Raw genomic sequence first — 24,825 nt, forward strand, 5'->3', positions numbered from 1 at the left:
GGGCGGCGAGATGGACGGGGATGGGGAGTCGGGCAGTGGGCCGGACATCGGATCGGATCGCGCGGTGCTGGCAGCCAGCTGGTCCGGCGCGGGGCGGCTGGCGCGGGATCGCACCGTGCGTCGACTGATCCTGGCGCAGTGGCTGCCCAGCGGATTCATGGCGGGGGCCGAAGGGCTGGTCGTCTCGTACGCGGGCCAGCGAGGCTTTGCCGCCGGCACCTACAGCCTGCTCCTGGCCTGCGGCCCGAGTGGCATGCTGCTCGGCGATCTGATTGTCGGCCGCCTGTTGCGCCCCGCGCTGCGCGAGGCGTTGGTGGTGCCGCTGGCCGTGTGGCTGGGACTGCCGTTGCTCGGCCTCGCAGCCAGCCCGCCGGCACCTGTCTGTGCCCTGCTTCTCCTGGCCTCCAGCACCGGTTTCTCTTATGCGATCGGATTGCAGCGCCCGTTCCTCGACGCGCTGCCGGTCGACAACCAGGGCCAGGCCTTCGGACTGGTCAGCTCCGGCCTCATGACCCTGCAAGGGATCGGGCCGGTCCTGGTCGGTACCGTCGCCGGTCTGGTCGGTACCGGCCCGGCCATGGCGTTGGCAGGCGGGGCCACAGTCGTCACCGCGGGCTGGATGGGGAGCTGGCTGCTGCGACGGTAGGCGACCCGGTAATGCGTTGAGGTTCAACCGGTGCGTATCTCGCATCATGGGAGGATCAATCATGACGCGGGGAAACGATGCAGCCGTACCGGAAACGACAATGGACGCGTTCTACGCGGCGATGTCGACGTACGGAGATACTCTGCCCGGTGGCTATACGCGGCAAGGCAACTCGGGCACGAGGTTGGTCTTCACAGGTATCCCCTCGCCGAACCTCAACATGGTCTACGTGCAGCCGAAACGAGTCCTCGCCGAAGTGGACGAGTTCGCCGGCGAACTGTCCGCGAAAGACGTGCCGTGGAGCCTCCAGGTCCGTGGGGAGGTCGATCCGGACCTGCAGGATCTGGCGGCTCGCTACGGGATGACCGTTCCGGAAGAGACCCCGCTGTTGCTGTGGGACGCCGAGCTCCTCCCGACGCTTCCCACCACCCTTCCCCAGGGCGCCACGGTGCGTGTGGTGCACGGCGCGGAGTACGACGTACTCGCGGCGGCCATGTCGGCGGGGTTCGGGGTGCCGAGGGAGATGGCGGAACTGCTCGTTCAGCCCCCGCTGCTCGACGCGCCCGGCGTCACCGGCTACGTGCTGGAGCTGAACGGCGAGGGCATCGCGACCGGACACAACATCAGGGTCGGCGACCACGTGGTGATGCTCGGCGGCTCGGTTCCGGAACAGAGCCGGGGCAACGGCTACTACCGCGCCCTGGTCGCCGCGCGCCTCCGGGACGCCGTCGCCGACGGGGCCCGCTACGCCATCAGCGAGAACAGCCCGATGTCCAGGCCGCTCTTCGAATCGTTCGGGGCCAGGCAATTCGAGACGCTGACTCATCTCACCGCATCGCGATGAGATTCTAGGACCCGCATACGGCTTGGCGTCGGTAATGGAATTGGTAACGGTGTTGGATTAACAGCGCGGCTCTTCCCCACCGTCGTTGTCCGGCATGCGCACAGTATTGCCGACGGCTGAAGTGATTGCTTCTCCATAACGGGTTCAGCGCAGCCGCCTCGCCCGAGCCGCGCTACCCCAGCTGACCACCTCAGCCGACCTCCCGAGCCGACCACCCCAGCTATCTCACCGGCTTCGACCCCGACACCACGAACGAGTCGGCCGTGGCATGCGTGAGGACGTAGTTCTCGTAGCGGCTGAGGTAGTCGTTGAAGCGGGGGTCGAGGAACACCTTCGCGAACTGCTCCGGGGACATCGCGGCCGGCACGCTGGAGTCCTGGATGATGAACTTCCCGTTGTCCTCCCCATACGAGCCGCTGGTCGGCTTGGCGGACACCGGGACGGAGACCGTCGCGGTGCCGATCATGTAGCGGCCGTAGTCGGGGTTCTGGACGCTGTACCCGACGGTGCCGGCCGTTTCGTCGATCGTGAGCGCGCCGTAGAACTGCTGGGCCGGTCGGGTCTGGAGACAGTACTGGTTGTGCCCCGCGTTCGGGTCCCGCATCGGGAACGGCGAGCCGTTCGGTCCGGGGACGGTGGTCGCCGGCGGGTTGTTGACCGGATTCGGCTGGCACTGGTCGAAGGGGCCGTAGTGCTTCTTCTCGTAGGCGCTGTCCGGCCACAGGTAGCGGATGCCGATCTGGGTCCGTCCGGCGGCGGTCTTCACCACCCACTGCTCCCCGGGGGCGTCCGTCATGCTGAGGTCGGGGGCGTCCGGGAGCGTCACCGTCGCCTGCGGCATCAGCGTCATCAGCGTCTCGCCGGTCATCGCGCACATGTCGACGGCCTGCTGCTGGGTCTCAGGCATCATGTTCGTGCTGATCGGGGCCAGCACCTTGGACCAGTCCTGGCTGCACAGTTGGACCGCGGCCTGGTGGACCGCCGTCGTCGGGTTCAGCGGCTGGTCCGTGGCCACCGGCGGGAAGAGCACGCTGGTGCTCGGCGCCGACGCGGTAGCGGTTTCGTCGCCGACGGTCGAGGAGCCGAAGCCGGGCAGGACGGTGTACGTCCCGACGCCGAGCGCGAGCAGGGCCAGCGGCGAGACGGCCACGGCGATCCGGTCGCGGCGCTGTTTGCGCCGCTTGAGCTGCGCCCCTTCAACCGCCCCGGCCACGATGTCGACCAGGGGCGGTTCGTCGTGCAGGGTGGTTTCGAAGATCTGGCGAATGCGCTCGGTCATCTCTCGTCATCCGTTCTGGGCGGCCGGTCGTGCAGGCCGGATCGGTGTCAGGTCGTCGGCGTCCAGCAAGGAGTCGCCGAGGATCTCGCGCAGCCTGGCCAGGGCCCGCGAGGTTTGGCTTTTGACGTTGCCGGTCGAGCAGCCGAGCGCGGCGGCCGTCGCCTCCACGCTCAGGTCCTCCCAGAACCGCAGCACCAGCACGGCACGGCCGCGTGGGGCGAGCTTGTCCAGGGCGGACAACAACGCCAACCGGAGCTCCGGCAGCTCCGGCGGACCGGTGGCGAAGTCGCGCTCGGCCCTCACGCTGAAGTCCGTGGCACGCGCCCGATCCCGTTGGTACTTCTTGCGATCACTCAGGTAGGCGTGGATGAGCGCCTTGTGGGCGTAGGCGTCTATCGCATCGGCGCGACGGGCGCGGTTCCAGTGCAGGCAGAGATTGAGGAGCGTGGTCTGCGCGAGGTCCTGCGCATCGTTCCAATCCCCGCACAGCAGGAAAGCCAGACGTCGCAGGCGCCCCTGCTGGGCGTGCGCGAAGGTGGTGAAATCGTCCAAGCCGTCCATCTACGTCCGCAGCTCCTACCCGGTTTCCCCGACCCCCGGCGCGTCCGATCGCGCCCTCCCTGAGAACTGTGACTGAGCCGGGGGCGATCAGGTTGCATCGGCGGAGCAGCTGCGTGATGAGGCTACGGAAGACCCCGCGGTCGACCCGGCGTTGCGCCGGATCCTGGCGAAAGCGGGCCGACCGGGCCGACCGGAGCTGCTCGACCTGCTGACCGATGAGCTGTCCGGCACGGATCTGACCACGCTGCTGCTGGAGGTGTTCCGGCGCCGCGCCGACCGGCTCACCCCGGCGGACGTGATGCGCCGCTACCGCTCGGACCGGTTCGCGGCACCGGCCCCGACCGACCTCACCGCGCTGCGCCGAGGACCTGCTGCTGTTGGCACTCCCCGAGGGCTTCCAGCCACTCGTACTGGCCCCGGTCGTCCCGCTGGCCACGCAGTCGGCCGTCGCCACCGTCGACCCGCGCGTGTCGAGATCCATCTGACCTGCCTCGACGAATCACTCAACCCGATGGTCGACCAGACCCGGGCCGCGCTGGCCGCAATTCCAGGCGAACGCATACGAGGCATCGAAGTACTCGATGATCCCGACCGGACGACCGGGCGCGGCTACTACACCGGCCTGTGCTACTCAGTGCCGGTGCGTAGCGCTGCCGCCCGGAACCGGCGGCCTTACTCGGCGACGATGGTCCGGAGCCCGGCGAGCACCACGTTCAACCCGAACTCGAACCCGCGATCGGTCGTGGCCCGCTGCTGGCCCGCCTTGTGCGCCTGTTCCTCGATCGTGTAGCCGTTCAGGTAGCTGGTCAGCACGTCGGCGGCGTTCTCGGCGGTGGCGGGGTCCATGCCCGCGGCCGTGAGGAGCCCGCGGAGTCGTTCGATGTAGGCCTGTGCGTTCGGGCCGGGGGTGTCCATCTCGACGATGATCCGGGCGCCGTCGGCGTGCGCGAGCATCGCGTCGCGCAGGGCGTGGATCATCGCGCCGGCCTGCTCGGGCCAGTCGCCGTCGGGGATCGGCGCGGCGGACGCCTCGGCGACGATCTGCTCGGCCACCGCGTCGAGCAGGGCCTGGCGGCTCGGGTAGTGCCAGTACAGCGCGCCCACGCGGACGCCGAGGCGGGTGGCGAGTTTGCGGGTGGAGAAGGCGTCGAGCCCGGCCTCGTCCAGGAGCGTGCTCGCGGCGTCCAACACCACCGCCGGGGTTAACCGCATGCCCAGATCATGCCATGAATCGCGCGGTGAACTTGCTAATTGAACACTGTCCAAGTAACTTGAGCACTGTTCAAGTGTGCTCTTCGGGAGGTGTGTGATGCGAGTTTCCGTGATCGGAGCCGGTCTGGGTGGGCTGTGCCTGGCGCAGGGCCTGCGAGGTGCCGGCATCGACGTCGACGTGTACGAGCGGGATCCGGCGATCACCGCGCGGTTCCAGGGCTACCGGCTGGTGCTGAGCCCGACCGGCTTCGAGGCGCTGCACGGCTGCCTGCCGCCGCGCTGGCATCCTTTGCTGGACGCGATCGTGGACGACACCCGCGTCGAGCGGCTGGTCCTGGACACCCGGCTGAACAAGGTCGGCGAACTCGGCCCGGCCCGGTCCGGGCTCGTCGTGGACCGGCACGTGCTCCGGCACCTGCTGCTCACCGGGCTCGACGTGCACACCGGCGCCGCGCTGACCGGCTACGACGTGCTGAACGGCGAAGATGGCAAAAACGGCAAGGGTGGCAAGGACGGCAAGGGCGACGAAGCCGCCAAGGTCCAGGCCCACTTCGCGCAGGGCGCCAGCCCGGCCCCCGCCGATCTCCTCGTCGGTGCGGACGGCGTCAACTCCGCCGTCCGCGCGCTGCTGACGCCGCAGACCGTCCCGACCGACACCGGCGTCCGCTTCGTCATCGGCCGCACTCCGATGACCGAGCGGTTCGCGGCCCTGTCGCACGCCTGGGGTGCGAAGATCGCCGGCGACGGAGTCAGCCTGCTGCTCGGTGCGATGCGCTTCCGGATCCCGCCGAAGCAGGCGGCCGAGGAGCTGGCCCCCGAGGTGACGCTCCCCGACACCGGCGATTACGTGCGCTGGGCCATGATCCTGCCGCCGAACAGCTCACTCGGTGAGCAGAACCCGCAGCAGGCCGTCCTGTCCCGGATCAAGGGTTGGCACCCGGATCTCCAGGCGCTCATCGAGCAGGCCGACACCGACAACAGCACCCTGTTGTCGATCCGGGTCGTCGAGCCGCGCGAGCGCTGGGCCCCCGGACCGGTCACGCTCCTGGGCGACGCCATCCACGCGACCTCCCCGACCGGGGGCAACGGCGCGAACACCGCCCTGCGCGACGCCGACCTGCTCCGCCGCTGCCTGATCCCGGCCGCCGCGGGCACCCGGGGCCTGCTCGACGCGGTCGGCGACTACGAGACGCAGATGCTCGAGTACGGCGCCGAAGCGGTGCGTTTCAGCCTCGAAGCGCTCCCGGCCTACGTCGCGAAACCGCAGTCGGTCTGAGGGCCGCGCGGTCGGGCTCCGCGCACGATCGCAAGGGTCTGGTACGCCCGGACAAGGGTCCGGCGGCGTCGAGGTGTCTTGAGGCTCAGCCAAGTCAAGGACCGAGTCAGGGTTCGGACGCGTTGTCTAGACCATTGGTGGCGAATACGGTGCGCTCAGCGGGGCGGCCGGTCACCTCTGGCGGCCGACCGCCGATTCCCTGTCCAGGACGGAAGGCTCGTGGCATGCCGCGAGCCCGGTGTCCCCTTGCCATGGAAAGGAGTCCGAGTGGACACGATTCGCTCGGCGTCACACACGCGATCCGGGTGGACCGCGCGGTTGGCGGCCCTGGGTGCCGCGGCCGCGTTGGTCTGGGGCGGGTTGAGCGGTCCGGCCTCGGCGGCCACCGTCGTCGCCGCCACCGGTTCGACCGCGACTTCGGCCGGCGGTTCGACCGCGACCGGTTCCACTGCCACCGCCACCTCCGCCGCCGCGCACCAGGCTGAGGACTACGTCCGCTCCTGCGCCGCCCCGACGCACCAGGGCCAGATGGCATGTCTGGCGCTGCGCCGCACCGACGTGCCGGCCCACCGCGCCACCGCCGTGCCCGCGGCGGTCTCCGGCTACGGACCGTCGGACCTGACCAGCGCCTACAACCTGCCCTCCGGCGGCGCGGGTCAGACCGTCGGCATCGTGGACGCGCAGGACGACCCGAACGCCGAGAGCGACCTGGCGGCGTACCGGTCCAACTTCGGGCTGCCCGCCTGCACCACCGCCAACGGCTGCTTCAAGAAGGTCGACGAGAACGGCGGCACCAACTACCCGACCGCCGACACCGGCTGGGCCGGGGAGATATCCCTGGACCTGGACATGGTCTCGGCGATCTGCCCGCAGTGCCACATCGTGCTGGTCGAGGCGACCTCGGCGAACATGAGCGACCTGGGCACCGGGGTCAACCAGGCCGTGGCGCAGGGTGCGAAGTTCGTGTCCAACAGCTACGGCGGTTCCGAGGACAGCTCGGACACCTCCTCGGACTCCAGCTACTTCCACCACCCGGGGGTGGCGATCACCGCCAGCACCGGTGACTCCGCCTACGGCGCGGAGTACCCGGCGACGTCGCAGTACGTGACGGCGGTCGGCGGCACCTCGCTGACCCGGGGCGGCGGCACCCGCGGCTGGAGCGAGTCGGTCTGGGAGACCAGCTCCACGGAGGGCACCGGCTCAGGGTGCTCCGCGTACGACCCGAAGCCGTCGTGGCAGCACGACACCGGCTGCTCCACGCGCATGGAGGCCGACGTCTCCGCGGTCGCCGACCCGGCCACCGGCGTGGCGGTCTACCAGACCTACGGCGGATCGGGCTGGTCCGTCTACGGCGGCACCTCGGCGGCCTCGCCGATCATCGCCTCCGTCTGGGCGCTGGCCGGCGCGCCGAACTCCGGCGACGTGGCGGCGCAGTACCCGTACAACCACACCAGCAGCTTCAACGACGTCACCACCGGCAGCAACGGCACCTGCTCGCCGGCCTACTTCTGCACCGCGCAGGCCGGCTACGACGGCCCGACCGGCTGGGGCACGCCCAACGGCACCTCCGGCTTCAGCGCGGGCTCAAGTGCCGAAACCGTGTCGGTGACGAACCCCGGGAATCAGAGCACTGCGGTCGGCGCCTCGGCGTCGTTGCAGATCTCGGCCACCGACTCGGCCGGCAAGGCACTGACCTACACCGGTACCGGGCTCCCGGCCGGCCTGTCGATCAGCACCAGCGGCCGGATCTCCGGAACCGCGACGACCGCCGGCACGTACTCGGTGACCGTGACCGCGAGTTCCGGCACCGCCCAGGGTTCGACCACGTTCACCTGGACCGTGGCGAATTCGGGTTCTGAGACGGTCTCGGTCGCCAACCCGGGCAGCCAGTCCGGCACCGTCGGCACCGCGGCGTCGTTGCAGATCTCGGCCACCGACTCGGCCGGCAAGGCGCTGACCTACACCGCTTCGGGCCTGCCCGCGGGCTTGTCCATCAGTGGCAGCGGTCTGATCTCCGGAACCCCGACCACGGCCGGCACCTTCACGGTCACCGTCACCGCGTCCTCCGGAACGGCCACCGGCACCGCCGCCTTCACCTGGACCGTCAGCGGCGGCTCCGGCGGCTGCACCGGCCTGACCGCGTGGAGCGCGAGCACCTCGTACGTACCCGGTGACGTGGTCTCCTACAGCGGCCACAAGTACACCTCCACCTGGTACTCGACCGGGGCCACCCCGGGCGCGCCGGGATCGTGGGCGGTGTGGACGGACAACGGCGCTTGCTGAGGCCGGGCTCGCCGCGCTGAGCGGTTGTGAGCGGCGGTGAGCAGTTGTGATTGACCGGCCAGGTCAGAGATTGTCTGACCTGGCCTTTTGCTATCGATACAAACAAGAGCTCTTGCACAATAGCCATTGCACAAGAGCTCTTGTACGATACGGGCATGGCAGATGACTCCCCGCGCAAGATCTCCGACACCCGAGTGCTGGCGGCGCTGACCCACCCGCTGCGCCGGCAGATCCTGGACGTGTTGGAAGCGGACGGCCCGGCGACAGTGGGGATGCTCGCGGAGCGGACCGGTGAAGCGGTCGGCAACGTCAGTCATCACGTGCGCGTGCTCGCCGATGCCCGTCTGGTCGAGGACGTCCCCGAGCTGGCACGGGATCGGCGCGAGCGTTGGTGGCGGGCCACTTCCGCGGAGGTGCTGTGGGCGCGCGCCGACTTCGAGGGGAGTCCGGCCGATGCCGCCGTCGCCGACGCCGCGGGCTCGCTCATGCTGGAGCGGCAGCTGGCGGCCGCGCGGTCGTGGCCCGCACGTCGGGCCGGGTACTCGCCGCAGTGGCGGGAAGTGGGTTCGCTCTCGACCGAGGCGTGGCTGCGGTTGAGCCCCGAGGAGGCCCGAGAGTTCGGGGCGCAGCTGATGGCCCTGCTCGACACCTGGTCGCACCGGGCCGTGCCGGACGATTCGCAGGACCGTGATTCGGTGTTGGTCTTCGCACACGTCGTGCCGACCGCACCGTGACCGCGTCGTGACCGCGAAAGCTGTACCGCTCGGCGTTCCCGCCGTTGACGGGGCAAGCCGGTCGCGCTGGGGCCTGCTCTCCGATCGCGGCTTCCGCTTGCTGTGGAGCGGTCAGACGATCAGCAGCGCGGGCAGCAGTGTCACGGCTGTCGCGCTACCTCTCGTGGCCGTGGAAGACCTGCACGCGGGCCCGCTGGCAGTGGGCTTGTTGATGGCGGCGGTGTGGCTTCCGTGGTTGGTGCTCGGCCTGCCGGCCGGGGTGTGGGTGGGGCGGATACCCCGGCGGACACTGATGATCTCGTGCGACGCGGCGATGGCGCTGGTCTTCGTCAGTGTGCCGATAGCCGCGTGGGCGCACATGCTCACCGAGGCCTACCTTCTGGTCGTCGCAGTGGTCTCAGGTACGGGATCGGTCTTCTTCACGTCGGCGTACCAGGTCTATCTGCCGGAACTGGTCGGCGCCGGCGACCTGATCGAGGCCAACGCGAAGCTTCAAGGGAGTGCATCTGTCGCGCAGGTGGTCGGCCCCGGCGCGGGGGGCTTGGCGGCGCAGGTGTTCGGGGTTGTCTCCGGGCTCGTGGCTGACGCGGCGACGTTCGTTATATCGGCGGTCACGTTGGTCCTCATCAGGCCGCGGCGCGAAGCCGAGGCGGATCCTCACGCCACGTCTGACAGTCCTCAGGCCGGGCCGGATTCGGTCGATGCCGGCCAACGCTCGCACTCACGCTCACACTCACGCTCACACTCACTGCGCACCGAGGTCGCGGACGGCTTCCGATTCGTCGTCCGTGACCCCTACCTCAGAGCGATCACCGCCTTCGGCGCCGCCGCCAACCTCGCCCTGGCCGCGTATCAGTCGATCGTGGTCCTCTACCTCGTCCGCGACCTGCACGTCCGAGCCGGTCTGGTCGGCCCGTTGGTCGCGGTCGGGGCGCTGGGCGGGATTCTCGGCGCCTGGCTCGTCCACCCGTTGTGCCGACGTTTCGGCACCGCGCGCGGCGCGGTCGCGGTGCAGTTGGCAGCCACCCCCTTCGCCTTCCTGATCCCGCTGGCCTCACCCGGCCCGGGTGTGGCGCTGTTCGTCATCGGATCCCTGGCCTTGGTGGCCGGGACCGTCGCGGGCAACGTGGTCTTCGCCAGCTTCCGACAGCGGTACGCGCCGCCGGAGATGGTCAGCCGCATCATCACGTTCGCGATGACCATCAACCACAGCAGCATCCCCGTCGGCGGCCTGCTCGGCGGCGGCCTCAGCGCCGTGATCGGATTGCGCGCCACTTTGTGGGCGACCGCCGGCGTCCTGGTCGCGTCCTGCGCGATCCTCCTGATCGGGCCGCTCGCGCGCCGGCGCGACCTGCCCACCGCCGTGCGGTCCGCGAGCCACCGGTCCCGCGGCCACCACGTCACGACATGGGAAGCATGAGCGCCTACCCTGTTGTTATAGGTGGAGACCACCGAAAGCACATACTGACCCGCGAAGGAAGAGGAACAGCGATGGCCACCGAGAAGGCGATTCTCGCCGGAGGCTGCTTCTGGGGCATGGAGGAACTGCTCCGCCGCGAGCCTGGTGTCGTTTCCACCCGCGTCGGCTACTCCGGCGGCGACACGCCGAACGCGACCTACCGTAACCACGGCGACCACGCGGAGTCGATCGAGATCCTCTACGACCCGGAGCAGACCGACTACCGGGCGCTGCTGGAGTTCTTCTTCCAGATCCACGACCCGACGACGGCGGACCGCCAGGGCAACGACCTGGGCCGCAGCTACCGGTCGGCGATCTACTACCTGAACGACGAGCAGAAGCGCGTCGCCGTGGACACCATCGCCGACGTCGAGGCCTCCGGGCTGTGGCCGGGCAAGGTCGTCACCGAGGTCACCCCGGCCGGGGACTTCTGGGAGGCCGAGCCGGAGCACCAGGACTACCTGCAGCGCTACCCCGACGGCTACACCTGCCACTACCCGCGCGCGAACTGGAAGCTGCCGCGGCGCGCGGCCTGAGGTGCGGATTCCGGTCGGTCACAGGGACTTCGGTGTCCCTGTGACCGACCGTCGTGCACTCTGCACTGTGTCTCGCACTACGCCTCGCGCTACGCCTCGCACTAGGCCTCGCCCTACGCCCCGCACTAGGCGGCGGGGTCGAACAGCGTGAGCGGCGCTCCCTCGATGACCAGCGCCGTGAGGCCGCCATCGGTACCCGAGGTGTGGACCTCACCCTCGTCCCAGACCACGCCGTCACCGGCGTGGACCGCTGCCCGGACGCCGTCAGCTCCCGCGACCCATCCCGCTCCGGCCGTGACGAGGAACATCTGCGAACTGGGTGCCTGATGGGTGCCGATGACTCCGCCCGCCTCGACGGTCAAGCAGGTGAGGCGCACCCGCCCGTCCCCGGCGGCGATCCGCGTCGCGACCAGCCCGATGCTGTCGTAGGCCGGTATGGGCCGCTCGGCGCGGTCGAAGCGGAAGGTCCTCATGCGGCAGCCTCCAGAGTTCCTGATAGTGGCGGCCCAGCCTATGTCTCCACCCGCGGTGGTGCGGTCTTGGAACACTCAGCCCCGCCCTGCTCACCCGCCGGATCACCCAGCCCCGTCCCACTCCCAGCGGATCCCGACGCGCCCCGCCGGAACCGGCGCGACGTTCACGTGCACCGACCGGTACCCGGTCATCGTCAGCTCTCGTATGTCGTGCCCCTGATACGAGAAGCACGCCACCGGCAGCTGCTCCGGATCGAACCGGACTTGGAGTGCGTACTGTCCGGCCGGGAACCGGAAGCCGCGGTGATAGTCGTCGCACTCCGCGTCCGACTCGTCGAGCACTTCGTAGCGGATCAGGTGCGTCTGTCCGGTGCGCAGGACGAGGTCGAATAAGAGTTCGCATACCAGCACCCCGGCGTCCGCGTCCCGGCGGACCCGCCCGATCCGGCAGTTCTCCAGCGCCCGTACGCTGACCAGCGAGATGTCGGCTCCCGCGTCCGCGGTCACGATCGCGATGTAGCGGTCGACGCCGTCCTGGTGCGCCCGCAGGACCTGGAAGACCTCGCGGCGCGCGCACGACCGGTGGCCGTCGATCCACACCAGTTCGTGCTGCGCCGCGATGTGCAGCTTGTCGTCGGCGGTCGTGTCCAGCGAGGCGATCAGCCCCTCGACGGCCGGCCACGCCGGCATCAGCTGCCGGTAGCCGCGCGAGCCCTGCGGCAGACCGACCGCCGGGCCACGCGGACGGCGCGGGCCGAGCAGGACGAGCAGGGCGTCCGGGGGCAGCCCCAGGATCTCCTCCAACGCCGAGACCGCGCGCAGCGAATCGGGCCGCTCCGGACGGCGGTGGCCGTTCTGCCAGTAGCTCAGCGTCGCCACACCCACCTGGATGCCCCGGGCCGAGAGGTGACTTCGGAGCCGTTCCAGCGAAAGACCGCGCGCCGCGATCGCCACGCGCAGCGCCTCCTCGAACGGCCCGGTACGCAGGACCGCCGACAGATTCGCGGCGGCGGCCCGGGCCGCGCCGGTGTGAACATTCACAGATATCCAGGCAAGCGCCGATTTAAGAATCCTGTCAAGGCGAGAGCCTTCACGATGTCCCCGCCTCCGCCGATCGCGTTCTGGGCAGCCTCGCCACCTGCCCATACGCTCACGCCACTACCCCGCACGGACAGACTCGAAAGGAGTCCAGCGTGTCACCCACACCCGGTATCCCGCCCACCCGGCGGACCCGCCACTTCCGGGCCGCGGCGGCGCTCGCCGCCGTCCTCTCGCTCCTCACCTTCGTGGCGGTACCCGCCGCGTCGGCGTCCACCGCGAACCAGCTGAACATCTCGATGCAGCAGCAGCAGGCGTCGAACTGGTGCTGGGCCGCCTCCGGCGACACGGTCGCCGCCTTCTACGGCCACGACTACTCCCAGAACCAGTTCTGCGACATGGCGTTCGGCAACAACACCAACGAATCCTGCGCCAACGACGAGGCGTCGCTGGCCGACGACCAGACCGCGTTCTCGACGATCGGCATCTCGCCGGGGAACTACATCACCGGCTACCTGTACTACTCGGCGGTCATCCGGGAGATCGACGCCGGGCGCCCGGTGATGGCCCGCATCCAGTGGTCGTCCGGCGGCGGCCACATGGAGGTCCTCTACGGCTACGACCAGAGCCAGAACTGGGTGTACTGGGGTGACCCGTGGCCGTCGGACGACCGCTACAACTGGGGCGACTACAACTACTACGTCAGCAACAACTCGTTCGAGTGGACGCACTCGCTCGACTACATCGGCGCGTGAGGGGGAACTGGACCATGCTTCGCAGAACTTTGATGACGCTCGCGGTCGCGTCCGGCCTCGCCGGGCTGACCGTCGGGACCGCCGCGACGGCCTCGGCATCGGCCGCCGCCCCGGCATCGGCCGCCGCCGCCCCGGCGCCGACGGCACCCAGCGGCGGTGACGTCGCCGCCGCCCACTCCGCGGCGACCGCCACCCTGGACACGGTCGGCCGCTTCCTGGCCGCCGGCGGCCAGAAGCCGCAGGGCACCATGCAACAACAGGAAGCCGCCGCCGCGGCCCTGGCCCCACGCCTGGACAGCGCCACACTCCCGGTCTACTACCTCGACGCGGCCTTCGTCGCCGACCCGTCCCCGGCCGGCACCGCATCCCCGGTCGCGACCCTGGCCTTCCTCGCCACCGACGCGGTCGGCACCTCCGGCACCCACGCCTCGGTGTGGGCGGCGAAGGTCGGCAGCACCTGGAAGGTCGTGAACATAGCTCAGGGCTCTGACGAAACCTCGTACGCCGCCCAGACCCGCCCCGGCGGAACGGTGTTCGAAGAGCCGCAGATAGGCGCCTGGTACCAACTGATCAACGGAAAGGTCCTGCCCCTGGACGCCACTGCACGGCAGTCCGTCGGCCCGCAGGGTATGACCCTGGCCGACTACCACAAGCTCGTCCGCTCCCGCTACGCCGACAAACTCCCCGGCAGCGCCTACGACCACGCGGGCATCGCCGGCGGCTTCCAGCCCCGCAACCCGGCCCTCGGCAAGGCATCGGGGTCCGCTTCGGACACCACCGCGATCCTCGCCGGCACCGCCGCACTGGCGGCCGCAGGCGCGGGCGGCGCGTGGTTCGTCATGTACCGGCGGACTCGGCGCGGGGAGGTGATCGCGGCGTAGGAACTCATAGCAGCTGCGGAAGCCGGGCCGACAGGGTTGGGGATCCCTGTCGGCCCGGTTGAATGCATGCCGCCCGCGCAGTCTTTAAGAACCCTGGCACTGCCTCGCGTCCAGCCAGGGCGGCGGCAGGCACCCGCTGTTGTCTTGCATGGCGGGCATTTCCACGGCAGCGACGACGGATGCCGTGTAGAAGTCCCCGCGCGAAGCTCAACATTTCTCAGAGAACGCTCCGGACAGCCGGTGACCGCCGATGCCGCGACCTAGATCGACTCTTGACGCTTATGGCGCTGCCTGAGGGTGCCCCGGTGCTGCGACCAGTGGAGGAGCATGAATCGGCCTCCAAGAATTCATGTTTGAGCGAGGCGTCGATGGTTGCCGGAGTGCGTGGTGCCGATCATGGTTCGCTATTATGTGCGGGTGGCTCAGCCGGGGAGCTGAGGTGGCAGCCGCCGTGGTGGCAGTGCCAGGGGATGAAGGCTTCGGCGTGGTCGAAGCCTTGAGTACGTGTGATCGCTCAGTGGGCCGGTTCTGTGCCCTACGCGCCAGGGGAGGGCTGGCAACGCGCTGAGCGGTGGTGGGGAGTCTGCGCGTCGGGATGTCGTTTGCCGGCGTGTCATGTCGGGATGCCGTATCCCCGACTGCATCACATGGGTGTCGTAGCTGTCGGAGTCCTTTTTGTCGGCTGCTGTCATACCTCTTTCCAAAAACGGGCTGGCCGGTGTTCGCCGGAGAGAATGCGGGGGCGGAGTTCAGTGAGTGTTGCAATTCTCCAGCACGGACCTGATCGCAGGGCGAAGCCCTCTGGGACGTCGGCGGACCGGCCCGGCATGGTGGCGCGGCCGGACCGCAACCGGCGCATCGTGTTCTGGGCCGTCGCGGTCCTGGCGTCGATCCTGCTGTTCATCGCCCTGTATGAGCAGGCCCGCACCGTCAGTGCACACTCCGACGGAGCCGGGTTCGTGTTGCAGGCGCAGGACATCCTGCACGGCAACCTCCTGTTACACGGCTGGACCGTGTCCGACGTGACCTTCTACACCACCGAGTTACCCGAGTACATGCTGGTGGAGCTCGTCCGCGGGGTGAACGACGCGACCGTAGCGACGGCCAGCGCGCTCACCTACACCATCATCGTGATCCTCTCCGTCATCGCCGCGACCGGTGGCAGCACCGGGCGCGAGCGGTGGATCCGCGGCGGGCTGGTCGTCGCCGCGCTGATCGCCCCTGCCACGACCGCGCCGGTCGAGGGCACCTTGCTCACCTCTCCGGATCACTTCGGCACCGCGGTACCGATCCTGGCGGCGTTCATCGTGCTCGACCGGATCGGGAAGCGGCGCGCGGTGCCCTACGTCATCGGCGCGATGCTGGCGGTGTTCGGGATGGGCGACCAATTGGTCCTGCTGGTCGGTGCGATACCGCTGGCCATCGTGTGCGCGGTGCGTTGTCGGCGCCCGGGCCCGGAGCGGCGCTTCGACGCCACGCTCGCGATCTGCGCCGCCGCCGCGGTGCCGGTCAGTCTGGTGCTGGTCCGCCTCGTCCACGCTCTCGGCGGCTACACGTCGATCAACCCGCAGTTCACCCTGATCGACGTCACCGACATCACCACACATGCCACGTTGACGGCCAAGTGCATGCTCACGCTCTACAGCGCAGATCCGGCGGGGCTGCCGCCGGGGTTCAAGCTGGCCATGGTCTGCTACCACCTGGTGGCCGTCGCGATCGCCGGCTACGGCGTGGTCTTCGTGCTGCGTCGGCTGGGGCGCCACACGCGCCTGGAGGAGGCGATGGCCGTCGGCGTGGTCGTCAACCTCGCCGCGTTCATGTTCACGACCATGTCCACCGGCGATGTGTTCATGGGCCGCGAGATCGCGATGGTGCTGCCGCTGGGTACCGTGCTCGCGGCCCGGGTAGTGGGCAGCCGGCTTGCTCGGATCCGGCGGTCGCAGCTCGGCGTGGCCTGCTGCGTGGCACTGAGCGCGATGAGTCTGACCGTCCATGCCACGGAACCCTCAGTGCAGGCCGAGGGCCACGACGTGGGTTCGTGGCTCCGGGCCCACAAGCTCTCCCACGGTCTCGGCGGTTACTGGCGCGCGAGCGTGATCACCATGTCCACGGGCGGACGGGTGCAGGTGCGCGCCGTGGTCAGCGATGGCCGGAAGGTCGCGGGCGACCTGTGGGAGTCGAAGACACAGTGGTACAGCCAGCGCTCGACCACCGCGAACTTCGTCGTGATCGATCCCCGGCCCGAAATGGCCGGCTACGGCACAGAGGCTGAGGCGGTCGCCACCTTCGGCAAGCCGAAGGAACGTGTGGTGCTCGATGACGGGATCGTGTTGGTCTGGGATCACAACATCATGACCGATCTCAAGCATCTCAAGAGGTCTTAGTCTCGTTGCGTGGAGAGGCCGGTGGTGGGTGAGGCTCACAACCGCCCTGGCCCATAGCCAGTGCGCGCTCGATCCCGCGCCGCACAAAAGCGCGGGCCCGCATCGCGCGGCGGATGCGCCGCAATCGGCCGATCGGCTTGGGATCTGAATAGCGGCGGTCGTGGATGTCGTGGACCACGTCCGCCGGTGCCCCGAGCGCCAGCAGTTCCGTCAGCGCTTCACCCTTCGTGATCAGCCGTCCGTCGCGCAGCGTGACGGTGGCGCGGGCCACGACCAGCAGGCCCAGGTCCACCCAGATGTCGCGCAGCCAGAGTCGGGGTCTGCCGGTGGCCGGGAGCCAGAACTCTGCTAAGTCGCGCCGGATGAAGTCCTCCAACTGGCCGGGGGCCAGGGGTGGGAGCAGTTCCGGCGGCGTCGGACCGTGGAGGGTGAGCCCGCCGTCGAGCAGCTCTCGGCGGGTGACCGGTGTTACCGGGCGTTCCAGAAGTGTGTGATGGGCCCAGGTGACGTGGCGGGCCTCGGCATCACAGAGTTCTGTTCTGGCCAGGTATGAACAGTGCAACTCGGCCGCGGCCGGCTCCTCGTCGGCCAATCGCTGGTGTAAGGCTGTCAGCTGATTCCTGTGCGCGTCGTTCGCGGGGGATTCGATGATCGCGATGAGGTCGAGGTCGCTGCGTCCGGGCTGGAAGTCGCCCATCGCGAGGGAACCGTGGGCCCACACGGCCACAGTCGGCGCCGCCAGTCGGACCTCGGAGACGAACCGCTTGAGCACCCGGTCCGTTTCAGTCACCGCCATGTTCGGATCCTCGCACGCCGGCAAGACCTCATGGCGGTACGACGCCACGACGCCACGACGCCACGACGCCACGAAGCGCTCGGCCGGGACGTCCGGCCGAGCGCTTCGCGGCGTGTCACGCCATCGCGTCTCCAGTCGTGTCTAGTCGTGTCTCGTGTCCAGTCGTGTCCAGTCGTGTCCAGTCGTCCTACCGCAGACGCCCGGCTTCGATCGGCACCGGACCGCCAGTGGCATCCGGCCGGAACAGCACCGCCGGACCCGGCACCGCGGGCCTGCGGTCACGCCGGCGCCAGTTCCGCTCCCCGAGCAGGATCATCACCGTCGGCAGCAGCACCACGCGGATCACCGTGGCGTCCAGCAGGATCGCGACGCCCAGACCCACGCCGAGTTGCTTGAAGTCCTGCATGTCGAGCGTGCCGAAGACCGCGAACACCGCCACCATGATCGCCGCGGCGCTGGTGATGGCGCCGGCGGTGGCCCGCAGTCCGTGCGCGACCGCGTCCTTGGTGCTCAGGCCGCGGGCCCGCGCCTCGCGGATCCTGGAGACCACGAACACGTGGTAGTCCATGCTCAGGCCGAACAGGACCACGAACACGAACAGCGGGATCCAGGCCTCGAGCGTGCCGATGGCCGTGGTGCCGACCAGTCCGGCGCCCCAGCCGTGTTGGAAGACGGCGACCATCACCCCGTAGGCCGCGGCCGTGGACAGCAGGTTGAGCACGATCGCGGTGGCCGCGATGACCCAGCTGCGGAAGGCGAGGAGCATCAGCAGGAAGGTGACGGAGACCACGAACACGAACACCGGCAGCAGGCTGTGGGTCAGCTGGCGGTTGAAGTCGGTGCTCAGGGCCAGCGACCCGCCGGTCGCGGCCGTGGTGTGCGGCAGGGCGCCGAAGGTGTGCGGGACGATCGTGTGGCTGATCTTCGTGATCGCGTCGACGGCCTTGGTGTCGGCGTCCCGCCCGGCGATCGGGAACAGGACCTTGAGGACGTGCTGCGCCGGGTACGGCGTCACCTGCACCGGACCGTCACCGAGCACGCCGGCCGCGGCGGCCTGGCTCTTGAAGGCGGCCACGGCCTGGGTCACGGCCGGCGCGTTCACGTCAGGGGTCTGCACGACCACCATGCCGGGCGCGGGGCTGGCCGGGAACTCGGCGCTGATCTCGTTGTAGGTCTGGACCATCGGGTTGGTGGCCGGCAGCAGCTTGTTGACGTTCAGCGACTCGGTCTTCATACCGAGCGCCGGGATCGCCAGGACGACCAGCACCCCGACGGCCAGGGCGGCGAAGGGCTTCGGGTGGTTGAGCACCTTGGCCATGGTCGCGTTCCACAGTCGGCCGCCGTTCGCGGCGGCAGCCGGGCCGGCCGGCTGGGACTGACGGGCCAGGCGGGCCTGCCGGTCCGCCCGGTGCTGCCGGTTCTTCTTGCGGCGCCCCCAGTCGATCTTGTCCCCGAGCATGGACAGCAGCGCCGGGAGCACCGTGACCGAACCGAGCATCGCGATGGCCACCACCAGGATGGTCGCCAGGGCGAAGCCGTCGAAGATGTGCATGCCGGTCAGGAACATCCCGGCCATCGCGACCATCACCGTGATGCCGGAGACCAGCACCGAGTGCCCGGACGTGGCCGCGGCGATCCGCAGTGCCTCCTGCGGGTCGCGGCCGGCGGCGCGCTCCTGGCGTTCCCGGCGCAGGTAGAACAAGCAGTAGTCGACGCCGACGGCCAGGCCCATCAGGAGCATCACCGAGGTCGACGTCGAGGCCACCGGGATCGCGTGCGAGATGAGGTCGAGCAGCCCGAGCGCGGCGACGAACGCGGTGACCGCCAGCAGCACCGGCAGCGCGGCGGCGAGCAGCGCGCCGAAGGTGGCCAGCAGGATGCCGAAGGCCAGCGGCACCGCGGTCCACTCGGCGCGCTTGAAGTCGTTGCCCAGCGAGTCGTTCAGCCACTTCTGCCCGGAGGCGTCGCCGAACTCGTCGAAACGCATGTCAGGGTTCTGGGCCCGGGCCTTGGCGACGGCGTCGAGGATGGGCTGTGCGTGATCGGCCGCCTTGTCCGGGTCACCGATGATGTCGAAGGTGACCAGTGCGTAGTGCCCGTCCTTGGAGATCAGGCCAGCGTTGTAGGGGTTCTGTATCGACGCGGTCTGCCCGGTGCCCTGCACGCCGGAGACGACCGCGTTGACGGCCGTCCGGAACGGTGCCGCCTCGGCGCTCTGGGAGGCGCTGTGCACCAGCACCATCTCCGAAGCCGGGTCAGACAGGCCCGCGTTCTGCAGGATCTGCAGCGCCTGGGCCGAGGATCCGACGCCGTTCTGCGCGTCGGTCAGGCTGTGCTGGCCGACCGCGCCGCCGACCATCGTCGCCAGTACCACGAACAGGAGCCAGCCGAACACGGCTGTCTTCCGATGCCTTGCGCTCCAGCCGCCCAGCGCGGCGGCGACGCTGCGTTCGCGAGCCATCGTCACTCCTACCCCTCGGTATCACCGGTGTCGGTCACCGGTACGTCCTCAAAGGTAGAAAAGACCAGGTCAGCGAGACATAGGGCTAGGTGGTGTGTTGACGGTGTACGTAAGTACACCCCTAACAGGGCTGTTAGACCCAGTGCGTGCGAGCCGCCCGGCTGGGATGCGTGACGGACGGGATGTACGGCGGGATGTACGGCGGGATGTACGGCGGGATGTACGACGCGATGTACGACGCGATGTCCACCGACAGATCCGGCGGGCTGGATAGCATGCCGCCATGTCACAGACGTTGGTGCGCTGGTCACAGCTGAAGGCGGTGCCGTGGAAGAACGGCGGCGGGATCATGCGCGTTCTGGCCCGGGAGCCGGCCGCCGCCACGTCCGATGAGCTCGACTGGTCGGTGAGCATCGCCGAGATCGAAGCGGATGGGCCGTTCTCCGCGTTCCCCGGGGTCGATCGCGTCTTCATGCTGATCGGCGGGACCGAGCTGTTCCTTGACGTCGATGGGACGCCGCACCGACTCTCCAGTTCCGACACGCTCGCCTTCTCCGGCGATGCCGTCACTACCTGCCGCTTGCCCGCGGGTCCGGTTCGGGCGCTGAATCTGATGACGGGACGCGGGCGTGCGACGGGGACTTCACGCGCGGTGGAGGTGGCCGGGGCGGGGGCGCATCAGGTGACGGTGCGGGACGGCGGCGAGGTGGTGGTTCTGGTCGCGTTGACCGGCGGGCTGGTGCTCGGTGGGGGCGATGGGCTCCATGGGCTCCATGGGGGAGCGGCGATGAATGCCTTGGCTGCCTTGGACGCCTTGGACGCGGTGCTGGTAGATGCGTCCGGTAGCGTGGCCGTCACGGGGAATGGTTTGCTCGCCGAGATCAGGATCGATCGGCGCGGAGCCGCTTAAAGCTCTCGCGCGGCTATCCGTAGTGATCCGCGGTCATCACCGGCTCGGGGTTCCCGATGACGTGGCCGGGATCGTCGCGTTCCTGGTCTCGGCTGACGCGGGGTGGGTGACCGGGCAGACGGTTGATGCGACCGGTGGGGCTTTGCTCTGACGGGTTCGGGTTCGGGTTCGGGTTCGAGGCCGAGGCCGAGGGCGGGGTCGCGGTCGATGGCGGGGGCGAGTTCGAGGGCGAGGGCGTCGCAGTAGAGGTCAGTACTTGACCTCTACTGCGGCCATAGTGGGACCGCCGGCAACGGAAAGAAGGCGGTCACCATGAACAGCGGCGGAGAAGCGCGGAGAAGCACTGTGAGCGTCCTCGACAACCGCGCGCTCAACCGCGCCACGCTCGCTCGTCAGCACCTGCTGGAGCGCGGCGCGACCTCCGCGGTGGAGGCGGTGTCCCATCTGTGCGGACTTCAGGCGCAGGAGCCGCAGGAGCCGTTCGTCGGGCTGTGGTCGCGGGTGGCGGGCTTCCGATCTCAGAACCTTGATGACGCGCTGACCGGGCGCGCGGTGGTGCGTACTCACCTGATGCGCCGCACCGTCCACCTGGTCACCGCTGACGACGCGCTCGCCTGGCGCGCCCGCCACGACGCCATGTTGCGTCAGCGGGTGCTGGGGACCTACCGGAGCGAGCTGGCGGGCATCGACGTGGACGAGGTCGCCGCTGTGGGCCGCGCGGTTATGGGTGACGGGCGGCCTCGGACTATGAGCGAGCTGGTGCAAGCGGTTGAGGACCACTTGTCGGGCCCGCCGCGCCATCTATCGCAGCCCCTATCGCAATCCCGTTCGCAGCCCCGTTCGCAACCCCTATCGCGCCGGGCGCTCGGCGAGCTGCTCGTCGCGGCACTCATCCCCATGGCACAGCTGCCGCCGCGCGGTCTGTGGCACCAGCGGGCCGGCGTGCGCAACCTGCCGTTGGCCACGTGGCTGGAACGGGACGTCGCCCCGCTGCCCGCGGACGACGCCGATCCCGTCGGGCAGCAACTGCTCCGTCGCTACCTTGCCGCCTACGGTCCGGCCAGCACCTCGGACCTCCGTGCCTGGTGCGGCCTGGCCGGGCTGCCCGCGGCGGTGAAAGCGGTCCGGGACGAGCTCGTCGCGTTCCGGGACGTGAACGGTCGCGAACTGCTCGACCTGCCCGACGCGCCGCGCCCCGACCCCGATACGCCGGCCCCTGTCAGGTTCCTGCCAGCCTTCGACAACGCGATCCTCGGGTATCAGGATCGCAGTCGCATCATCGATGACGCGCATCTAGGTTTGTCCGTCGCGGGGCACCGTGTCGTTCTGGTCGATGGACGCGTCAGCGCGACCTGGATTGTGCGAGATCGCCAACTCATCATCAGTCCCCTGCGAACGCTCACCGCCTCGGAACGAGAGGTCGTCCACGCCGAGGCCCAGGACTTGATCACGTTTCTCGACGAAGGTATCGAGGGTGCGATGGTGAGCGGCGTGGCATAGCGCGCGGCGCGCCGTGGTTCAGCCCTGGTTCGCGGCCGCGCGCACCTCGTCGAGCGCCTGCCGTGCGGCGTCCCCGAACCGCTCGACCTCGGCCGCGTCGCTCCACTGCTCGTAGGCGATCGCCATGGCCAGTGCCCCCAGTTCCGCTGTCACGCGGGCGGTGAGGTCGGGTATGCCGCGTTGGACGAGCGCGTCGGCCATCGACGTGGTCAGGTCGCGGCCCTTGCGCGCTTCGCGTTCGCGCAGGTCCGGGTTGGCGGCGATCACCGCTCGCCTGCGGGTGCTGAAGCCACGGCGTTCGGGGGTGAAGACGAGCTCGCCGACGCTGTCGAAGGCGTGGGCGACGGCTTCGAGCGGGGTGGCCGTGGCCGGGGCCGTGGTGATCCCGTCGATGAGGAGCCTGGCCATCGTGTCGCCGCCGAACAGGACTTCCCGTTTGTCCTGGAAGTGCCGGAAGAAGGTGCTTTTGGTCAGGCCGGCGCGCTGTGCGATGTCGATCACAGTCGTGTTCTCGTAGCCGTGCTCCTCGAACAGCTCCAGGGCGGCGGCGGCGAGGCGGTCTGCGGCGTTCGGTTTCCACCGGGTCATGGCGACAGTCTACGGGCCTACGGGACTTGGTCCCATCACTGGTGTTACAGTGACGGGACCAAGTCCCATCACGGGGCTTTCCCATCCCCTGGAGGTCGTCATGAGCCGCGCCGTCATTTACGAGAAGTTCGGGGGCCCCGACGTTCTGGAGCTGCGCGAAGTCGCCGAGCGGCACGCCGGGCCGGGTCAGGTCCGGATCGCGGTGAAGGCCGCCGGACTGAACCCGATGGACTGGCTGATCTCCTCGACGCCACAGGTGGCGGGCATGTTCGGGGTCAGCGTGCCGGCCGGTTTCGGGTACGACTTCGCCGGGGTCGTCGACGAGGTCGGGCCCGGCGTCGAGGGCTTCGCCGTCGGCGACCGCGTCTTCGGCGGCGCGATGGCGAAGGCCGTCGCCGACTTCGCGATCGTGGACGTCCCGTCCACGTCGGTGGACGCGCTGTTCCACACGCCCCAAGGGCTCAGCGACCAGGTGGCGAGCACGGTGCCCACGCCCGGCATGACGGCGGCGGCCGCGCTGGAGGCGATCGACGTGCGCGCCGGCGAGACCGTTCTGATCGGCGGCGCGACCGGCGGGGTGGGCGTGTTCGCCGTGCAGCTCGCGAAGCTCGCCGGCGCCCGCGTGATCGGCACCGCCTCGCCGGGCACGTTCGACTTCCTGCGCGAGCTCGGCGCCGAGCCGGTGGCGTACGGACCGGGCCTCGCCGATCGGGTGCGCGAGTTGGCACCCGACGGGATCGCGGCGGCGACCGACCTGTTCGGCACCGAGACCGCCGAGGCCGCCCTCGAACTCGGCGTGCCGGCCGAGCGGATCTCCACGATCGCCGCGGGCCCGAACCCGCCCGGCGGGGTGCGCGCGACCGGCGGCGCCAACGCCGGCCCGGAGGCCTTGGGGCGGATCACCGGGGCGATCATCGAAGGTAGGATCACGGTGCCGATCGCCGCCACGTTCCCGATGGAGCAGGTGCGCACGGCCGTGGAGTTGCAGGCCGGGCGGCATGTGCACGGCAAGGTCTTGATCGTGATGTGAGCGGCGGTGAGCGCTCAGTTGCTTTAGGCAGCCTTCGGTCGGCCGCTGGGGGGCGGGGCAACCTGCCTGGGGGTCGGGCGTCATAGTGGGTGAGCGCCACGTTCGTTCTTGGGGAGGAAACACATGAACGTCAAGGCATCGGTCGCCCTTGCCGTCCTTGCGGTGTCGACTGTGGCGGGGGTCGGTGCCTGCGCGTCGTCGGGTACCGTGCGGGGCGCGGCGGCGGCGCCGCCGGCCGGGTCTGTGACGTCGACGAGTGGGTCTGTTGCCCCGACTAGCCGCACGCCGTCCGCGAGTGCGTCGGCGGGTGGGTCCGCGAGTGGGTCCGGGAGTGGGTCCGAGAGTGCGTCCGCGACCTCACCCAGCGATACGCGGTCTACTTCCGACGGCCAGCCGACGGACACCGCGTCCGGGCCGACCGATTCGGAGTCGGCTCCCGGCGATACGGGCTCCACCAGCCCGACTGCAGCGCCGCCGAGTGGCAGCGAGACGGGGAAGTGTTGGTACGGGGCCTGCTATAGCTACGTCACCGGCCGGCAGTACACCGACACAACAGGGGCGTCGGTGAACATGGTGCAGGCCGCGCCGGCGAATGTCGCGGCTGACGGTCACTCGCTCCAGGAGCTCTCATTGCAGAACTCTGATGACACCACCACCGCGAACACCATAGAGATCGGATGGACCGTCGACCCGAGTGGCAACGGCGACTATCAGCCCCACCTGTTCGTCTATCACTGGATCAACGGCCATCAGACTTGCTACAACGGCTGCGGTTTCGTCCAGGTGTCGACAACGGTGACCGCCGGCATGGCCCTGCCCCCGGGCAAGACCGGCACGTTCGGACTCCGCTTCAACCAGGGAAACTGGTGGGCCTACTACAACAACGTCGCCTTCGGCTACTTCCCCGAGTCCGCATGGAACGGCGCCTTCACCAGCGCTCAGGTCATATCGGCGTTCGGCGAGGTGTCCGCGGACAAGGAACCTAGTTGCACGCAGATGGGGAACGGCGTCTTCGGGAGCAAGAACGGGGCGTCGTCGATATCGGGGTACAAGCTCTTCGGGGCGACCGATCAGCCGGACTTTGAGGTTTCGGCGACTGACCCGAGTTCTTACAACTACGGCTCGGTGACTGGGACTTCGTTCTCTCTTGGGGGGCCTGGGGCCTGCTGAGGCTTGGTT

The 24,825-nt window shown here is 69.4% G+C and carries 24 protein-coding genes; 15 read left to right on the top strand and 9 right to left on the bottom strand.

Features of this window, described 5'->3' with window-relative positions; genetic code table 11:
- Together KGQ19_RS34335 and KGQ19_RS34340 are read left to right on the top strand one after the other, a co-directional pair.
- The coding region (locus KGQ19_RS34335; protein WP_212017089.1) for an MFS transporter at window positions 1-646 on the top strand (646 nt) is incomplete at its 5' end.
- 61 nt (window positions 647-707) lie between these two features.
- A complete protein-coding gene (locus tag KGQ19_RS34340; RefSeq protein WP_212017091.1) occupies window positions 708-1,490 on the top strand; it encodes a GNAT family N-acetyltransferase in 783 nt (260 codons plus the stop codon).
- A gap of 220 nt (window positions 1,491-1,710) precedes the next feature.
- On the opposite strand, the gene KGQ19_RS34345 is transcribed toward KGQ19_RS34340, so the two are convergent.
- From KGQ19_RS34345 to KGQ19_RS34355, 3 genes are all read right to left on the bottom strand, one after another.
- Window positions 1,711-2,769 carry a hypothetical protein gene (locus KGQ19_RS34345; RefSeq protein ID WP_212017093.1) on the bottom strand — a complete coding sequence of 353 codons (1,059 nt, stop codon included), beginning with the start codon at window positions 2,767-2,769 and terminating at the stop codon, window positions 1,711-1,713.
- Window positions 2,770-2,775: 6 nt separating this feature from the next.
- Entirely contained in the window at window positions 2,776-3,330 is a 555-nt protein-coding gene (locus KGQ19_RS34350) for a SigE family RNA polymerase sigma factor (RefSeq protein ID WP_212017095.1), read from the bottom strand.
- 672 nt (window positions 3,331-4,002) lie between these two features.
- Window positions 4,003-4,542, bottom strand: a complete 540-nt coding sequence (locus KGQ19_RS34355) for a TetR/AcrR family transcriptional regulator C-terminal domain-containing protein (RefSeq protein WP_212017097.1) — start codon at window positions 4,540-4,542, stop codon at window positions 4,003-4,005.
- Window positions 4,543-4,639: 97 nt separating this feature from the next.
- Between KGQ19_RS34355 and KGQ19_RS34360 the strand changes: the two genes are divergently transcribed.
- The 5 genes from KGQ19_RS34360 to msrA all read left to right on the top strand — a co-directional run bounded on the left by KGQ19_RS34360 (window position 4,640) and on the right by msrA (window position 10,830).
- A complete protein-coding gene (locus KGQ19_RS34360; RefSeq protein ID WP_212017099.1) occupies window positions 4,640-5,818 on the top strand; it encodes an FAD-dependent oxidoreductase in 1,179 nt (392 codons plus the stop codon).
- A 267-nt stretch (window positions 5,819-6,085) separates the two neighbouring features.
- The gene (locus KGQ19_RS34365; protein WP_212017100.1) at window positions 6,086-8,101 is read left to right on the top strand and encodes a putative Ig domain-containing protein; all 2,016 of its coding nucleotides are present in this window, start codon (window positions 6,086-6,088) and stop codon (window positions 8,099-8,101) included.
- A 155-nt stretch (window positions 8,102-8,256) separates the two neighbouring features.
- A complete protein-coding gene (locus tag KGQ19_RS34370; RefSeq protein WP_212017102.1) occupies window positions 8,257-8,835 on the top strand; it encodes an ArsR/SmtB family transcription factor in 579 nt (192 codons plus the stop codon).
- A gap of 7 nt (window positions 8,836-8,842) precedes the next feature.
- Entirely contained in the window at window positions 8,843-10,255 is a 1,413-nt protein-coding gene (locus tag KGQ19_RS34375; protein WP_212017104.1) for an MFS transporter, read from the top strand.
- A gap of 71 nt (window positions 10,256-10,326) precedes the next feature.
- Window positions 10,327-10,830: a peptide-methionine (S)-S-oxide reductase MsrA gene (gene msrA / locus KGQ19_RS34380; protein ID WP_212017107.1), complete on the top strand. Its 504-nt coding sequence runs from the start codon at window positions 10,327-10,329 to the stop codon at window positions 10,828-10,830.
- 125 nt (window positions 10,831-10,955) lie between these two features.
- On the opposite strand, the gene KGQ19_RS34385 is transcribed toward msrA, so the two are convergent.
- Together KGQ19_RS34385 and KGQ19_RS34390 are read right to left on the bottom strand one after the other, a co-directional pair.
- Entirely contained in the window at window positions 10,956-11,303 is a 348-nt protein-coding gene (locus KGQ19_RS34385; protein WP_212017108.1) for a cupin domain-containing protein, read from the bottom strand.
- 102 nt (window positions 11,304-11,405) lie between these two features.
- Window positions 11,406-12,344 carry a helix-turn-helix domain-containing protein gene (locus KGQ19_RS34390; RefSeq protein ID WP_212017110.1) on the bottom strand — a complete coding sequence of 313 codons (939 nt, stop codon included), beginning with the start codon at window positions 12,342-12,344 and terminating at the stop codon, window positions 11,406-11,408.
- Window positions 12,345-12,496: 152 nt separating this feature from the next.
- Here KGQ19_RS34390 and KGQ19_RS34395 point away from each other — a divergent pair, with 152 nt between their 5' ends.
- The 3 genes from KGQ19_RS34395 (at window position 12,497) to KGQ19_RS34405 (ending at window position 16,361) form a co-directional block, all read left to right on the top strand.
- A complete protein-coding gene (locus KGQ19_RS34395) occupies window positions 12,497-13,096 on the top strand; it encodes a papain-like cysteine protease family protein (protein WP_307856591.1) in 600 nt (199 codons plus the stop codon).
- 14 nt (window positions 13,097-13,110) lie between these two features.
- Window positions 13,111-13,977 carry a hypothetical protein gene (locus KGQ19_RS34400; RefSeq protein WP_212017112.1) on the top strand — a complete coding sequence of 289 codons (867 nt, stop codon included), beginning with the start codon at window positions 13,111-13,113 and terminating at the stop codon, window positions 13,975-13,977.
- A gap of 752 nt (window positions 13,978-14,729) precedes the next feature.
- Window positions 14,730-16,361 carry a hypothetical protein gene (locus KGQ19_RS34405; RefSeq protein ID WP_212017114.1) on the top strand — a complete coding sequence of 544 codons (1,632 nt, stop codon included), beginning with the start codon at window positions 14,730-14,732 and terminating at the stop codon, window positions 16,359-16,361.
- On the opposite strand, the gene KGQ19_RS34410 is transcribed toward KGQ19_RS34405, so the two are convergent.
- From KGQ19_RS34410 to KGQ19_RS34420, 3 genes are all read right to left on the bottom strand, one after another.
- Window positions 16,348-17,157 carry a nucleotidyltransferase domain-containing protein gene (locus tag KGQ19_RS34410; protein ID WP_212017116.1) on the bottom strand — a complete coding sequence of 270 codons (810 nt, stop codon included), beginning with the start codon at window positions 17,155-17,157 and terminating at the stop codon, window positions 16,348-16,350. The two genes, KGQ19_RS34405 and KGQ19_RS34410, sit on opposite strands and share 14 nt — an antisense overlap.
- A gap of 187 nt (window positions 17,158-17,344) precedes the next feature.
- Complete coding sequence (locus KGQ19_RS34415; RefSeq protein WP_212017118.1) at window positions 17,345-19,618, bottom strand: MMPL family transporter; 2,274 nt, start codon at window positions 19,616-19,618, stop codon at window positions 17,345-17,347.
- Window positions 19,619-19,751: 133 nt separating this feature from the next.
- The gene (locus KGQ19_RS34420; protein ID WP_212017120.1) at window positions 19,752-19,895 is read right to left on the bottom strand and encodes a hypothetical protein; all 144 of its coding nucleotides are present in this window, start codon (window positions 19,893-19,895) and stop codon (window positions 19,752-19,754) included.
- 6 nt (window positions 19,896-19,901) lie between these two features.
- Between KGQ19_RS34420 and KGQ19_RS34425 the strand changes: the two genes are divergently transcribed.
- The 3 genes from KGQ19_RS34425 to KGQ19_RS34430 all read left to right on the top strand — a co-directional run bounded on the left by KGQ19_RS34425 (window position 19,902) and on the right by KGQ19_RS34430 (window position 22,028).
- On the top strand, window positions 19,902-20,528 hold the full coding sequence (locus tag KGQ19_RS34425; RefSeq protein ID WP_212017122.1) for a HutD/Ves family protein: 627 nt from the start codon (window positions 19,902-19,904) through the stop codon (window positions 20,526-20,528).
- Window positions 20,529-20,662: 134 nt separating this feature from the next.
- Window positions 20,663-20,788: a hypothetical protein gene (locus KGQ19_RS51355; RefSeq protein WP_268908073.1), complete on the top strand. Its 126-nt coding sequence runs from the start codon at window positions 20,663-20,665 to the stop codon at window positions 20,786-20,788.
- 85 nt (window positions 20,789-20,873) lie between these two features.
- Window positions 20,874-22,028 (top strand): winged helix DNA-binding domain-containing protein, encoded by a 1,155-nt coding sequence (locus KGQ19_RS34430; protein WP_212017125.1) that lies wholly within the window; start codon window positions 20,874-20,876, stop codon window positions 22,026-22,028.
- An 18-nt stretch (window positions 22,029-22,046) separates the two neighbouring features.
- Here KGQ19_RS34430 and KGQ19_RS34435 read toward each other — a convergent pair whose 3' ends face one another.
- Complete coding sequence (locus KGQ19_RS34435; protein ID WP_212017127.1) at window positions 22,047-22,616, bottom strand: TetR/AcrR family transcriptional regulator; 570 nt, start codon at window positions 22,614-22,616, stop codon at window positions 22,047-22,049.
- A 100-nt stretch (window positions 22,617-22,716) separates the two neighbouring features.
- On the opposite strand from KGQ19_RS34435, the gene KGQ19_RS34440 reads away from it, so the two are divergent.
- Together KGQ19_RS34440 and KGQ19_RS34445 are read left to right on the top strand one after the other, a co-directional pair.
- Window positions 22,717-23,646: an NADP-dependent oxidoreductase gene (locus tag KGQ19_RS34440; protein ID WP_212017129.1), complete on the top strand. Its 930-nt coding sequence runs from the start codon at window positions 22,717-22,719 to the stop codon at window positions 23,644-23,646.
- 570 nt (window positions 23,647-24,216) lie between these two features.
- Entirely contained in the window at window positions 24,217-24,816 is a 600-nt protein-coding gene (locus KGQ19_RS34445; protein WP_212017133.1) for a neprosin family prolyl endopeptidase, read from the top strand.
- The last annotated feature ends 9 nt before the right edge of the window (window positions 24,817-24,825 follow it).

The organism is Catenulispora pinistramenti (genome assembly GCF_018274385.1).
Taxonomy (GTDB): Bacteria; Actinomycetota; Actinomycetes; order Streptomycetales; family Catenulisporaceae; genus Catenulispora; species Catenulispora pinistramenti.

Bases quoted from the DNA above. Each gene is read 5' to 3' on its own strand.
- KGQ19_RS34340 (WP_212017091.1), top strand. From the start codon at position 708: ATGACGCGGGGAAACGATGCAGCCGTACCGGAAACGACAATGGACGCG.
- KGQ19_RS34345 (WP_212017093.1), bottom strand. From the start codon at position 2,769: ATGACCGAGCGCATTCGCCAGATCTTCGAAACCACCCTGCACGACGAA.
- KGQ19_RS34350 (WP_212017095.1), bottom strand. From the start codon at position 3,330: ATGGACGGCTTGGACGATTTCACCACCTTCGCGCACGCCCAGCAGGGG.
- KGQ19_RS34355 (WP_212017097.1), bottom strand. From the start codon at position 4,542: ATGCGGTTAACCCCGGCGGTGGTGTTGGACGCCGCGAGCACGCTCCTG.
- KGQ19_RS34360 (WP_212017099.1), top strand. From the start codon at position 4,640: ATGCGAGTTTCCGTGATCGGAGCCGGTCTGGGTGGGCTGTGCCTGGCG.
- KGQ19_RS34370 (WP_212017102.1), top strand. From the start codon at position 8,257: ATGGCAGATGACTCCCCGCGCAAGATCTCCGACACCCGAGTGCTGGCG.
- msrA (WP_212017107.1), top strand. From the start codon at position 10,327: ATGGCCACCGAGAAGGCGATTCTCGCCGGAGGCTGCTTCTGGGGCATG.
- KGQ19_RS34385 (WP_212017108.1), bottom strand. From the start codon at position 11,303: ATGAGGACCTTCCGCTTCGACCGCGCCGAGCGGCCCATACCGGCCTAC.
- KGQ19_RS34400 (WP_212017112.1), top strand. From the start codon at position 13,111: ATGCTTCGCAGAACTTTGATGACGCTCGCGGTCGCGTCCGGCCTCGCC.
- KGQ19_RS34410 (WP_212017116.1), bottom strand. From the start codon at position 17,157: ATGGCGGTGACTGAAACGGACCGGGTGCTCAAGCGGTTCGTCTCCGAG.
- KGQ19_RS34415 (WP_212017118.1), bottom strand. From the start codon at position 19,618: ATGGCTCGCGAACGCAGCGTCGCCGCCGCGCTGGGCGGCTGGAGCGCA.
- KGQ19_RS34420 (WP_212017120.1), bottom strand. From the start codon at position 19,895: ATGCTATCCAGCCCGCCGGATCTGTCGGTGGACATCGCGTCGTACATC.
- KGQ19_RS34425 (WP_212017122.1), top strand. From the start codon at position 19,902: ATGTCACAGACGTTGGTGCGCTGGTCACAGCTGAAGGCGGTGCCGTGG.
- KGQ19_RS34435 (WP_212017127.1), bottom strand. From the start codon at position 22,616: ATGACCCGGTGGAAACCGAACGCCGCAGACCGCCTCGCCGCCGCCGCC.
- KGQ19_RS34440 (WP_212017129.1), top strand. From the start codon at position 22,717: ATGAGCCGCGCCGTCATTTACGAGAAGTTCGGGGGCCCCGACGTTCTG.
- KGQ19_RS34445 (WP_212017133.1), top strand. From the start codon at position 24,217: ATGGTGCAGGCCGCGCCGGCGAATGTCGCGGCTGACGGTCACTCGCTC.